A 13,085-nucleotide genomic window follows, 5' to 3' on the forward strand; every position below is an offset into this window, starting at 1 on the left:
CAAGGTCTCGCAACCCGAAACTTGTCCGAAGATCGACGGTGACCGCCAGCGTCACCAACGGCCGCGCGCTGCGCTACGCCGAAGGCTCCGCGCGCGGCCTCCTACACCATGTGTTGGGACACTGCCATCCGGCAGGGGAATGTTTTTCAGCCCCAATATCGAGACTGATCAAAACGCACAATTTCACGCGAGCTGAAATTGTGTTGGCGGCGGCGTCTCTCACAGCAATCCTAGACGGCCACCGGCTGTCGGTCGATCATCAAGACGGCCGCATCATGTGGTGGCTACCATGAGCTACCGCCTCGTTGAAATGGTCCTGCAATCCAGCATCGCCGACCCGACAGAGGTCGCGGTGATGATAGCTTTGGCGCACCATGCAGACAAATTCTGCTCCTGCTATCCATCAATTCAGCGGATATGCCAGCTGTCTCGATACAAGGAGCGCGCGGTTCAAGGTGCTATTAAGCGCCTGTCTGACCGTGGGGTTATTGCCGTTAAGACGGGCGGCGGACGCGGCGGCGCAAGCTTCTACACCATATTTCCGAGCGCCCTAAACCCCGCAGCAAATGCGCCCATTAAAGATGATAAACCCCGCAGCAAATGCGCGGTATCAGACGAAGAAACCCCGCAGCAAATGCGCGAAACCCCGCATTTGACGACAGGAAACCCCGCAGCAAATGCGCCCGAACCTGTCAAAGAACCTGTCAAGAACCAAGCTAAGCCGTGCGAGCGCGAGGCTTCGCCAGATCGAACTCAGGCAATTCGAGACGCAATCATCTCGGACCTCGGGTTGACCGGTCGGGAACTGAACACTCGGGGCGTTTTCGTCGTCGGGGGCATGGATCCGCACAACCTGTCGATGTCGATCAGCGTCTGGGGAGGCCATGGCCTGAACGACGAGCAGATCATCGCAGCCATCCGCGGCAAGATCGCCAGCGAGCGGGCCAAGGATGCCGGGTTCATGCCGAGGTCGGTCAAGCTGTTCGACGGGCCCGTGGCGGATTTTGCCAAGCGGCTCGCTGCGTCCGGAGCGCCTGCCAGACCTCAGGAGTTTGCGACGCCGGAAGCAGCCGACGCCAAGGCCGAGATTGATCGCGAGTGGGCCGAGCTCGGCAGCAGGTCCGATGCCGAGGCCGCCGCCAAGCGCGAGGCCCTGATGGGGCGATACCGAAATCTCAAAGCAGCAAGTGGAATGTGACCATGGCTCCACGCCCCAACACCGGCCCGATCGACGACGCAGAGGCATGGATCATCGCCACGCCCGAGGCGACCTATGCCAGCACGGCCGAGGCGTTCGGCCTCGGGCCGCAGTCCATCCGTGCGCGCATCCTGAACCGCTACGGGTCGCTCGCCGCTGCTCGGCTGGCGCACGCCAATGGCGAAGCGGCGGTTTACCAGAAGCGGATCCTTGGGCCTGTGCGGCGCTGCATCCGCTGCGGGAAATCCTCTGTCATAGATCAGGGGCGGCGCATGTGTGACCCTTGCGGCGCTGATGTGGCCAGAATTCATGATGGGGCGGTGTGATGAGCGACGTGAGTGACCTCGAAAATTACTCGCTGATAATCGTTGCGCCAAACGGTGAATGCGTTTCGTCCACGGTGAAAGTCGACAAGGTCCTGTGCACCCTTGCTACCGACAAATTCGCGCCTGTGCGCATGGAATTATACTACGCATTCACGCAAGCATTGTCGCGTCTGGAAGCGAGGCTAAAGGATGGCGATTAAGCGTGATGCAGCGACAATCGCCGGGCACAAGGCTGCGATCTGCGAGGCGATTGCCGAGGGGAAAAGCTTGGTCCAGACCCTCAAGGCGAAGGGGATGCCGGGTTATACGGCCGTCATGAACTGGCTGCGAGAGGATGAGGATTTCGCGGCGAGTTACGCGCGGGCGCGCGAAGCTCAAGCGGACGCGGATGCCGACAAAATCAGCTTCATCGCCAGCGAGGTTGCGGCGGGGAATATGGACCCTCAGGCGGCCAGAGTGGCGATCGATGCGCTCAAGTGGACCGCCGGGAAGCGCCAGCCGAAGAAATACGGCGACAAGCTCGACATGAACATCAGCGGCAAGGTTGAGGTCGAGCGCGTCGAGATCAAATTTGTGGGTGATGGCGAGTGATCCTAAACGTTCAGCCGCCGAAGATCTTTGAACCGCTCTGGAAGTCCAAGCGCCGCTATCTCGGCGCGCATGGCGGGCGGTCCGGTGGCAAGAGCTGGGATCGTGGTGCACATATGCTGGTCCGCCACCTGACCGAGCCCGGCATGTCGTCAGCGTGCATCCGAGATCAGCAGAACTCGCTCGAGCAATCCGTGTTCAAGCTGATCGTGGAAACCGCATCACGGCTTGGGGTCAGCTCCTTGATTGAGCCCGTGCCGTCAGATCGACTGATCCGCACGCCCGGCGGCGGGGTCATCATCTTCCGGGGCCTGAACGAGTTCAATGCCGACAACATCAAGTCCCTAGAGGGGTTCGATGTGGCGTGGCTGGAGGAAGCCCAGACGATCGGGCAGAAGCCGCTTGATCTGCTGCGGCCGACCTTCCGTAAGCCCGGCTCGCAGATATGGGCAACGTGGAATCCCCGACTTCGGTCCGACCCGATTGACGTCATGCTCAGGCAGGATGCGCGGTTCGCAGACAGTCGCACCGTCGTTGAGGTCAACTGGAACAGAAACCCATTCCACGGCGCGGAAATGGAAGAGGAACGTCTGCTCGACATGGCGGGTGATGCTGATCGCTATCGGCACATTTGGGAAGGCGATTACGAGGCCGAGTCCGACATGCAGTTCATTGGCGGCGGGATCGTTCGCGCTGCCATTGATCGCGAAGCGGTGGCCCACATCGGCGACGAGTTGACCATGGGCGTGGATGTGGCGCGCTTCGGCGATGACCGGACCGTCATCAAGATGCGCCGGGGCAGGGACGGGCGCACGATGCCCGCCATCATCCTCAAGGGTGCGGACACGATGCAGGTCGCGGCGCGCGTCATGTCCGAGATCGACCGGCACCGGCCAGATGGCGTGTTCATCGACGAGGGCGGCGTGGGGGGCGGCGTGATCGATCGCTGTCGCCAGATGGGATATTCCGTGATCGGCGTGAACTTCGGCGGCAAGGCGGATCGCAGCATCGACGGCGTGCCGAAATGCGCCAACAAGCGGGCGCAGATGTGGGCGACCATGCGCGAGTGGATCAGGGCTGGCGGCGCCATTGAGGACAGCCGGGCGTTGGAAATGGATCTGACCGGGCCGCTCTACAGCTTCGACAACAACAACGCGATCGTGCTGGAGAAGAAATCCGACATGAAAAAGCGCGGCGTATCATCCCCGGATGAGGGCGACGCGCTGGCCCTGACCTTCGCATATCCCGTGGTGGCGCGGTCGATTGCGACGCAGCAACTGGACAAGGCCAACGTTGAATATCACCCCGTCTGGAGCTGATCCGCCGTCATATATCGACCCCTGACCGGCTTCCTATCCTGCGCCTGCATCGGATTTCGCAGGCGGGCAGATGGCAACCACGCGCAACTTTTCAGTCGGCCCGCTGGCTTGGACGCATGTCGCGTCTGGCCGTGCCGATGGCGAGATCGTGCGGCTTGAGGGCGCTTCCCCGTATTCCTTCGCCGTCACGGTCGGCTCTCGGCTGATTGCCCCGGAAATCGCTCCTGTATCCGGGCATCGTGCCGAGGGCGCGACCGACATTCCACTCGTGGCCATGCAGCAGCTCTGGGCCAGCGCAGCCGCGCCCGCTGTGCTGGTGGTGACCTGATGGCGGGCGCGACGCAACGCATCGTCGCCGGTCCGGTGTGGTCCAAGCTGATCGGCGCAGATCGCCGCGACTGCCTTGTGCTGATCGACGCTTACGGCCCGATCGAGATTGCCGTGGCCGAGGGCGAAGCCCCCGACGCCAGCATTGCGCGGGGCCACTCCGTCACCGGCCGGTATCAAGTGCTGATCCGTGGGCGTGACATTGTCTGGGCCAAGGGTTCAGGCGCGCAGGTCTTTGCGACCGCCTTCAAGAACATCCCGACCTTCGGCGGATCCGGCCCCGCGCAGGTCAATCCCCCAGAACCTTCGATCGGCGTCACGGCGACGGACTCGGACGGCCAAGTGGTCGTGCTGATCGACGCCGATGGCACCCCTGTCACCCTTATCGAGGCATAGCATGGCACGCCAACCTGTCGTCGCGACGATCACCACAAACCCGACGCTAGGTCGACTGGAAACGTCGATACCCGCGCTTGTCGGCAGCATCAACAACTCGATGGCGCAGGCCTATACCGACCTGTCAGGCAGCGGCGGCAACGTCGGCCCCGAGGGGCCGCAAGGGCCTGCTGGTCCGCAGGGGCCGGTTGGTCCCGCTGGCCCAACGGGCGCAACAGGTCCGCAAGGTCCGGCAGGGCAGGGCTTCACTACTCGCGGCGCCTATTCAGCAGCCACGGCCTATGCTGCGCGCGACGCGGTGTTCTACAATGGCTCGACCTATTACGCGCTGCAGGCGACGACCGGCAACCCGCCGACGAACACCGCATTCTGGCAAATCATGGCGCAGGCAGGATCTGGCGGCGGCACGGCCCCCGATGGCGCGCTGATCGAGGTGACGCCTCCGGTGTCCGCGTTGGCTACGCCCTTCGTGCAGCCCAGCATCACGCGGTTCAGCACGGGCGATTTCCCGGTTCCAGTCGGATTTGCGCAGGTTCTGGATATTCGCCGCTTTGGCGATGTGACCCTGACCAGATTTCAGGATGCCGCCGTTTCCGACGCGGTGGCGACCGCCAATTTCAACGCGCTCCAAGCTGCTGCGGATTGGTCATATGCGCAAGGCGGCTACGTTGCATTGCCGGGTGGTCGGCTGGACGTGCTTGGCACCTGCATCATTCGCCCCGGCTTCGGCATTGGCGGCGTGGGCGAGCATCATTCGATGGTGCGCCAGCGTCTGCTGCGCCGCTCTCTGACCGAGACCTTTTCCGATGTGTTTGCTGTGGAGGCGACCCTTCGCGGCGGGTTCAACACCTTTGAGCGCATGATCATCGACGGCGGCTGGAACATGCGCAGCCACGAAGGCGCGACCACCGCCAACTGGGAATATGATCGCGCCGACATGACGCAGCGGGGCCTGAACCTCAGCACTCGCGCTTCAACGGAGACGAATATCGGCAACGGCGGCGCGGGAGGGGTCAACCCCGGCGCGCTCTATCCATCAATCACCTCGGACAGTCAGAACCGCATTCGGGGCGTAAAGGTCCAGAACGTCGCGGGCTACTGCGTCTACGCGCTCGGGCGCGGTGAAATGATGATCAACGGCCTTTGGACTGATCGGGCGGGCATTTCGGGCGTGCTTACCGCCATGGCCGATAGCTGGTACAAAAACATCACCTGCCAGCTATCCGGAGACAGCGGCATCACCATTCGAGGCGGCGGCTCCAATGGTGACTGGCAAGGCATCAAGTCGTGGTTCACTGGGATGTGCCGTTCGTCAGAGGGTATCGGCGCTGGTTTCAATATCCCAGACAACGGCACCTACAACCTCGTGATGACCAACATTCGGACCCAAGACACATGGGGACCCGGAATGGTCATAACTGGCAACCAAGCGATCCAGATTGACAACCTGCAAGTGGACGAGGCTGGCGGCGGTCGCGTGCAAGCGGAAGGCATCGGCGGTTTCACCGGCACGCGCACCCTTCCTCGCGCGAGCATCCGCCTTCCGGGTTCGCTGCGGCGCAGCCGGATCAACGGCACGATTACCGGGGGTGGCCGCAACGGCGCTGCCAACTATCCCTACATGATCGACATGGCCGGATCGGCACTTGAGTTCAACAAGATTGTCCTCAATTGCGACATGACAGCGCCGGATGGATCGAACGTCACTCAGGCTATGGATGTAGCGTCGGGAAGCACCGGCACTGGGACTGGCGCGCGGCAGAAAGCAGGTGGCGTCCTCTGGACCAACGCACTAACCAACGCCAAGCGTTACAACGAGGTATGGAATGGCGGAAAGCTTGTTTTTGGTAAGCTGACGCTGGCGCAACTGGACGATACCACGCATGCCGTGAACGATGCCCTCTATGGCCCGGATCAGGTCATGACGGAATTGAACGTGCCCGCCTATCGGCGCCCGCCCGGTCAAGAGACCGGCTGGTATGTCACTGAGATCAGCCGCCTTGTGACGCAGGCCGAATACGACGCCATGACGCCCACGCAGCGCAACGACCCGGCGCGGACGTGGTTCATCACGACGAGCTGATCCATGGCCACGCTGAACCTCAACAATCTCTCGGGCATCCATCGCGGCGGCGTGATCCATACGCTCCTGCGCGTCATGCGCGGCGGGGTGCAGGTATGGCCCCCGACGACGGGCACGCCGACGGCCCCGGCAAATACGGCGGTCCCTGTCATCTCGGGCGGCACTACGGTCGGCGCCACGCTGGTCCATGCCAACGATACGTGGACCGGCAACCCGGTCCCGACGCTCACGCAGCGATGGCAGCGGTCGGTTTCGAGCGGGCCATGGACAGACATACCCGGCGCAACCGGACCGACCTATACCACGACTACCGATGACGCGGGCAACCGCATCCGCATCCTGAAAACCGCGTCGAATGGCGTCAGCCCGAACGCAACGGCAAACTCCAACGTCATTCAGATGCAGGCAGCGCCCGCGACCGGGCCGATTGCGGGGACCAATACCGATCCCGGCGTGGGCATCTATCTGAACTGGAACACGGACACTGAGGTTCACGGGTCTCCGTTTATTGACCACTTGAAGCTCGGGGAGGGCTGGCGCTCCTCCGGAGGGGGCAACCTGAACTGGAACCAGCTGCTCGCCGCTGGTCACATCGATGCAGAAGGTAGGGCGATCTCTAAACCTGCCGGTTCAGATAACCTACTCTTCCCTGCTCTAGCGGCAATGCCTGCTGGTAGTGATGGAACTCGTAGATATCGACTATTTTACGAAGGGAATATCACCAGCGGGTGGGTTGTTGGATCGGCAGCAAACCAAGAGACAGGGACATCTAATGGTCTGAACTATATCGATTTTGATTACACAGCCAACGGTTCCAACTCAGCTTCATTGTTGCTGGAGACTTGGACTGGAACAGTTAGACTGCGTGGGTTGGTTCGTCATGATGATCTAGCTGACTTTGCAGCTGGACGCACATTCCGCACGTCTTGGATAAACATGATCCGCAATGTTCGATTGATCCGATTTGTGGATTGGATGAACACTGAGTATTACACAGGGTCTGGTGTCTGGGCCAACCGCTATACACCGGGCCGAGCCACCTATCAAGGTGGTGAAGGCGTTCCGGTCGAGGTTATGTGCGAACTCTGCAACCTGATCGGCGCAGATCCTTGGTTCCCTATCGTTTCAAATGCGAATGATCAGTATGTCACCCAGTTCATGACAACTGCTCTTAATGCCTTGGATACAAAACGTCACGCATATCTTGAGTTGTCGTCAAAAGTTTGGGATGGGGCAAACTGGGCTACTGCTGAGCATTTCCGGAATATGGCCGTCAGCCTGTTCAGCGACGGCGGCATTGAAGCGAGCATGGAAGCCTATGGCGGTCGCGCCAGCCAGATCTTCCAGATTGCGCGATCGGTATGGTCCGGGGCCAACCTGCCGCGCCTGCATACGATCCTGCAAGGCTGGACCCCGAACGCGTCCATCAGCGAACGCGCCTTCACAGCGCCGCGCTGGGTCGCTCTGGGTGGTGGTCGGGTCGCGCCGTGGACGCTCACGACCGATTATGCGCTCCACGCCAATCTGGACGGAGACATGCGCTATGACGGATCTTCGACACGCGCGCCCCTTGATAGCCTGATCAGCGCGAACGGGAACAATAGCCAGGTCGTATTCAACTACATGGCTGAGCGGATGCGATCGGGCGGCGGCTACAACATTGCGGGGCTGGCGTCTGCCTATACCGATCAGAAGGCAATGATCGCGAACTACGGCAATCCGAACGTCATCTGCTATGAAGGCGGATCGCACCTCGCTGTGCCCCCTGAACGAATGGGCAATAGTAACTGGGTCCAGACGTTCATCAACTTCCACGCGTCGCAGACATGGGCAGATGTCTGGCAGGAGAATGTCGACAATTGGTATGACGCTTTCGGCCCTTCCAACACCTTCGTTTTCAAGAGCGATATCCGCAAGCCAGACCAGAACAATGGCTATGGGATCATGCGGTGGTCCGGCGACACGGTGAACAATCCCCGGCTGGCCATGTTCCTGAACAACGTCAACACGCGGACCGGAGACGGCACGCGCGGCGCGTCTGATTTCGTCGGCTCTATCGAGGTGGCCTAGCGCCGTCATATATCAAGGCTTCGCAGCTTCGCATGATGCCCTCGGATGGATTTCGAGGGCATTTTCCATGTGTGGCGCACCTGACGTTGACGAACCGCAGCGGCTGCAGGCCAGCAAAACGCCGGTGTTCAACACGATCACCGCACCCCGCAGCAAGACGGGTCGGCAGGGCACAATCCTGACGGGCAGCAGCGCCGGAGCGCCGGTAACGGCTGACGGCAAGAAAACGCTGTTGGGGGCCTGATGCCCGCAATCTCGGATCGCGAACTCCGAAAGGCCATGGCCGCCCGTCGCAAAGCGATGGACGAGGAATATGGTCATTGGGAGGGGCATTTCCGGGAACTGCGCGAGACGATAAAGCCGACGCGCGGCCGCTTCGACGGCGACGACAAGCGCAGCAATTCCTCCATCAACAAGCGGATTCTCGACAACACGGCCCAGATGGCGCTGCGCGCGCTCCGCGCCGGGCTGATGTCGGGTATCACCTCACCCTCGCGGCCATGGTTTCGCCTCGGGCTGCGCGGCTTCACCGCCGACGAGATGGATTTCCAGACCAAGGAATATCTGCATGAGGTCCAGCGCCGCATGTATGAGGTTATGCGCGGATCGAATATCTACCGCACGCTCGACCGCACATATGACGACCTCGGCATGTTCGGCACGTCCGCCTCGATGGTGCTGGACGATTTCGAGGACGTGATCCGTGGCCATTCCATGCAGGTCGGCAGCTATCGGCTGGCCGATGACGGCATGGGGCGGATCGTCGCCATGCATCGCGAGATCAAGATGCCGATCCGCAGCATCGTTGAGATGTTCGGGCTGGATCGCGTGTCCAGCGAGATCAAGCGGGCTTGGGACAAGCAGAACTATTACGAGACGCGGACGATCTGCCACGCGGTGGAGAAGCGCAGCAGCGGCGATCCCAAGGCGCTGGATGCCGCGCGCCGTCCGTGGGCGTCCTGCTATTGGGAAAAGGACAGCCAAGACGACAAGCTTCTGATGGTCAGCGGCCATCGCACGCGACCGCTGCTGGCGCCGCGCTGGGAGCATGTCGAGGGCGAGGCGTGGTCGGCATCGTCGCCGGGTATGGTCGCGCTCGGGGATGCCCGGTCGCTGCAGGTGATGCAGACCGAGAAGGCCATCGCGATCCAGAAGATGCACAACCCGCCGATGATTGGTGGCCCGGTGCAGGGCGCGAGCTTCTTCCGCAATGTGCCGGGCGGATTCACGGCCATGGCCACCGGCGATCTGAACCAAGGCGGCATTCGCCCGGCCTACGAGGTTCGGCCTGACATTCAGGGATTGCTGCTCGACATCGGCGACACTCAGCGCCGGATCGACACGGCGTTCTATCGCGACTTGTTCCAGATGACGGACATGGCGCTTGGCGGCCGGGCGAACATCACCGCCACCGAGATTGCCGAGCGCCACGAAGAAAAGCTGATGGCGCTGGGGCCGGTGCTGGAAAGCCTCGACCATGAGCTGCTGCAGCCGCTGATCGAGGCGACGTTCTCGCACATGCAGGAAGCCGACATCCTGCCCGAGGCGCCCGACAGCATCGCCGGTCAGGCGATCAAGGTCGATTATATCTCGCTGCTGGCGCAGGCCCAGAAAGCCATCGGCATCGGGGCAATCGAGCGCACGATCGGCTTTGCCGGAACCTTCGCGCAGATGAAGCCCGAGGTGTTGGACATGCTGGACAGCGACCAGATCATGCGGGAATTCGCCGATCAGGTTGGCCCGCCGCCGGGAATCCTGCTGTCGCCCGATGAACTGTCGCGCAAGCGCGAGGCGGTGGCGCGGGCGCAGCAACAGGCGCAGGCTGTAGCCGCGGCTGAACCGCTGGCGGGTGCCGCCAAGCTGATTTCCGAGGCCAATGTCAACGGCATGGACGCCCTGCAACGGGGGGCCGCGCTGTGAGCATCGCTGAGCTGATCGCCACGACACGCGAGCGCAACATCACAGAGGCGTGGAACCGCGTGCTGGACAGCGCCGACGGCCGCCTTGTCGTCTGGTCGATCCTCGAACGCTGCAGCCTGTTCCGGCAGACCCATTGGGGCAACGATCTCGACGGCTTCCGAGCGGGGCAGCGTGACATCGGTCTGATCGTGTTGAACGAGCGGGTGTTCCCGCACGACGTCCAGACATTCCCGAACATGCAGATGGAACACGCGGCGCTGATGGAGCGCATCGAACGCGCCGCTGAACAGGAAGCCGAAAAGGAAAACCCTGATGAGTGACGATCCGAATGCCGCGCCCGAAGCCGCCGACGCCGCCGCGGCGCCCGCCGCCCCCGAGGCCAAGCCCGATGCGGTGATCGAAACGCCCGCGACCCCGGCCGCCGATCCGGCAAAGACGGAAGATGCCACCGCTGCTGTCGAGGATTTCAAGCTAACCGCGCCGGAAGGGGCGGAAGCCTTCCAGGGCGATTTCGACGCATTCGCCGGGGCGATGGACGGGTGGCTCAAGGCCAATCCCAATGCCACCGCGCGCGAGGCGCTGGCAGAGGCAGCGAACCGTCAGGCGGCGAAGGCCCACGAAAGCGCGCAGCACATGACGCAGCAGATGGCGGATTGGACGCAGGAGCTGCGCGACGACAAGGAATTCGGCGGCGAGCGCTTCGACCAGAGCGTGGCAACGGCCGTCAAAGGGATCGAGGCAGTGGGTTCGCCCGAGCTTCGTTCGCTGCTCGATACGACCGGGATGGGCAACCACCCGTCGATCGTGCGCGCCTTCCAAAAGGTGGGGCAGTTGGTGGCGGATGCCCCATTCGCCACCGGCACCGTCCCTGCTTCCGCCCCGAAAGGGATGGGTGCGCGGATGTATCCCAACATGAAGCAGTGAAAGGACTGTGAAAAATGCCCGAACTCGGCAATGAATGGCCCACGCTGATCGACCTGCAATCGCGGCTCGATGAGTATGGCAGCGTTGCGCCCATCATGGAGATGCTGGCGCGGCAAAACCCGATCATCACGGATGCTGTCTATCAGCAGTGCAACAACGGCACCAAGCACCGCACCGTGATCCGCACCGGCATCCCCGAGCCGACCTATCGCCGGTTCAATCGCGGCGTGCCCGCAACCAAGACCACCACGATCCCGATCGAGGAAACGACCGCGATGCTGGAAGATTACAGCAACGTGGACAAGGAGATGGTCGACATCTCGGGCAATGCGGCCGCGTTCCGCGCCTCGGAATCGCGCGGCAAGGTGCAGGGCTTCAACAACAAGGTGTCGCGCGACATCTTCTATGGCTCGACCGCCGTCACGCCCGAAGGCTTCATGGGCATGACGCCGCGCTATTCGGATCCTGCTGCGCAATCGGCCTCGCAGGTCGTGAACGCGGGCGGCACCGGATCCGACAACACGTCGATCTGGTTCATCACGTGGGGCGATGCGTCGACCCATCTGCTGCACCCCGCCAATATGCCGGTCGGCCTGCAGCACCGCGATCTGGGCGAGGTGACCGCCGAGGATGACGAGGGCGGCTACTTCCAAGCGTATCGCGACTGGTTCCGCTGGCACATCGGTATGTCGGTCAAGGACTGGGAAGGCAACGTGCGCATCGGCGGGATCGACGTTTCGGCGCTGACCAAGGATGCCGCCACCGGCGCAGACCTGATCGACCTGATGACCGAGGGCAGTTCCCGGCTGAATACCGGCCTCGTCAACGAAGGCAAGACCATCATCTATGCGAACCGCACGGTGATGTCCTACCTGCGCCGTCAGGCCCGCAATGCCAAGAACGTTCAGCTGTCCTACGAGCAGGTGCTGGGCTGGGACGGCAAGGAGCGCCGCGAACTCTATTTCGACGGCTTCCCGGTCCACCAGACCGATGCGCTGCTGACGACTGAGGCCGCGCTGCCCGCCGGGTTCACCGCGTTCTGATAGCCGCCGGGGCTTGGCGGCCCCGGCTCAACCCCATTCCTTGAAAGGGAACGCCATGCTTCTTGACGGCGAAACGCAATTCTCGAACCGGCAGGCCGTCACCGCGACGGCTGTTTCCACCAACTTCATCGACCTGCAGGAAGTGGGCACGCGCCCCTTCGGCAATGGCCCGCTGCGCCGCGACATCGGCGGCTGGGGAATCGATCTGCTGGTGCAGGTCACCCAGAACTTCGCGGGCGGCACCTCGATCGCGGTGCAGATGCAGACCGATGACAACCCCGGCTTCACCTCGGCCACGACCGTCGCGGCCACGCCCGCCGTGCCGGTTGCGCAGCTGGTGGCCGGGTATCGCTTCCCCATGAGCGACTTCCCGGTCGGCACGGTCGAGCGCTATGTGCGCCTGAACTATGTCGTGGTCGGAACCATGACGGCGGGCACGATCACGGCCGCTGTCGCAGCAGGAGTTGACCGCAATGTCTGACATCAAGGTGAAGGCCGTGAAGCCCGGACTCTATGGCGGGGCCTATCGCAAGGTCGGCGACGTCTTCCTGATCGCGTCGAAAGACGACTTCTCGAAGCGCTGGATGGAGATGGAAGACCGCTCGCCGGTGCAAGAGACCTCGCAGGAGGCGCAGAAGGCCTATCGCGAAAACGCCACGGCAGAACTCGACAATCTGGGCAACGCCCTTGCGGGCAACCCCTCGGCCGCGCCGGAAGGTCCCGCCTCGTCGGCGAGCAACTTCGACGGCATGGATGACGATGCGCTGGCTGCCTATTACGGCGAGATCATCGGCGAAAAGCCCGGCAACATGAAGCGCGAGACGATGATCAAGCGCATCAGCGACAAGCTGAACGCGGACTGATCCGCGCCCGCCCGGTCCCGTTTCGGGG

General features: G+C 62.5%; 15 protein-coding genes. All 15 read left to right on the forward strand.

The features are described from left to right. On the forward strand, positions 1–293 hold a 293-nt coding region (locus tag GL284_RS21515), incomplete at its 5' end, for a hypothetical protein (RefSeq protein WP_230383508.1). Then, positions 290–1,198, forward strand: a complete 909-nt coding sequence (locus tag GL284_RS12375) for a helix-turn-helix domain-containing protein (protein WP_155044944.1) — start codon at positions 290–292, stop codon at positions 1,196–1,198. The genes GL284_RS21515 and GL284_RS12375, both read left to right, overlap by 4 nt. A 2-nt stretch (positions 1,199–1,200) precedes the next feature. Next, on the forward strand, positions 1,201–1,524 hold the full coding sequence (locus GL284_RS12380; RefSeq protein WP_155044945.1) for a hypothetical protein: 324 nt from the start codon (positions 1,201–1,203) through the stop codon (positions 1,522–1,524). Positions 1,525–1,713: 189 nt separating this feature from the next. After that, positions 1,714–2,115 (forward strand): terminase small subunit-like protein, encoded by a 402-nt coding sequence (locus GL284_RS12385; protein WP_155044946.1) that lies wholly within the window; start codon positions 1,714–1,716, stop codon positions 2,113–2,115. Next, positions 2,112–3,431 carry a phage terminase large subunit gene (locus GL284_RS12390; RefSeq protein ID WP_155044947.1) on the forward strand — a complete coding sequence of 440 codons (1,320 nt, stop codon included), beginning with the start codon at positions 2,112–2,114 and terminating at the stop codon, positions 3,429–3,431. Before GL284_RS12385 ends, GL284_RS12390 begins: the two co-directional genes overlap by 4 nt. A 70-nt stretch (positions 3,432–3,501) precedes the next feature. Continuing rightward, complete coding sequence (locus tag GL284_RS12395; protein WP_155044948.1) at positions 3,502–3,759, forward strand: hypothetical protein; 258 nt, start codon at positions 3,502–3,504, stop codon at positions 3,757–3,759. Further along, complete coding sequence (locus GL284_RS12400; protein WP_155044949.1) at positions 3,759–4,154, forward strand: hypothetical protein; 396 nt, start codon at positions 3,759–3,761, stop codon at positions 4,152–4,154. Before GL284_RS12395 ends, GL284_RS12400 begins: the two co-directional genes overlap by 1 nt. Before the next feature lies 1 nt (position 4,155). Continuing rightward, complete coding sequence (locus GL284_RS21875) at positions 4,156–6,237, forward strand: collagen-like protein (protein ID WP_155044950.1); 2,082 nt, start codon at positions 4,156–4,158, stop codon at positions 6,235–6,237. Positions 6,238–6,240: 3 nt separating this feature from the next. Next, a complete protein-coding gene (locus GL284_RS12410) occupies positions 6,241–8,307 on the forward strand; it encodes a hypothetical protein (protein ID WP_155044951.1) in 2,067 nt (688 codons plus the stop codon). 243 nt (positions 8,308–8,550) lie between these two features. Beyond that, the gene (locus GL284_RS12415; protein ID WP_155044952.1) at positions 8,551–10,227 is read left to right on the forward strand and encodes a portal protein; all 1,677 of its coding nucleotides are present in this window, start codon (positions 8,551–8,553) and stop codon (positions 10,225–10,227) included. Beyond that, positions 10,224–10,547 carry a Bbp19 family protein gene (locus GL284_RS12420; RefSeq protein WP_155044953.1) on the forward strand — a complete coding sequence of 108 codons (324 nt, stop codon included), beginning with the start codon at positions 10,224–10,226 and terminating at the stop codon, positions 10,545–10,547. Before GL284_RS12415 ends, GL284_RS12420 begins: the two co-directional genes overlap by 4 nt. Then, a complete protein-coding gene (locus GL284_RS12425; protein ID WP_155044954.1) occupies positions 10,540–11,151 on the forward strand; it encodes a hypothetical protein in 612 nt (203 codons plus the stop codon). Before GL284_RS12420 ends, GL284_RS12425 begins: the two co-directional genes overlap by 8 nt. A 14-nt stretch (positions 11,152–11,165) precedes the next feature. Next, positions 11,166–12,194, forward strand: coding sequence for a major capsid protein (locus GL284_RS12430; RefSeq protein WP_155044955.1), 1,029 nt, complete (start codon positions 11,166–11,168; stop codon positions 12,192–12,194). A gap of 55 nt (positions 12,195–12,249) precedes the next feature. Then, positions 12,250–12,675, forward strand: coding sequence for a Bbp16 family capsid cement protein (locus GL284_RS12435; RefSeq protein ID WP_155044956.1), 426 nt, complete (start codon positions 12,250–12,252; stop codon positions 12,673–12,675). Next, positions 12,668–13,057, forward strand: a complete 390-nt coding sequence (locus GL284_RS12440; RefSeq protein ID WP_155044957.1) for a hypothetical protein — start codon at positions 12,668–12,670, stop codon at positions 13,055–13,057. Before GL284_RS12435 ends, GL284_RS12440 begins: the two co-directional genes overlap by 8 nt. Positions 13,058–13,085 lie beyond the last annotated feature (28 nt).

The sequence above is a fragment of the Paracoccus shanxieyensis genome, from assembly GCF_009711265.1.
GTDB lineage: Bacteria > Pseudomonadota > Alphaproteobacteria > Rhodobacterales > Rhodobacteraceae > Paracoccus > Paracoccus shanxieyensis.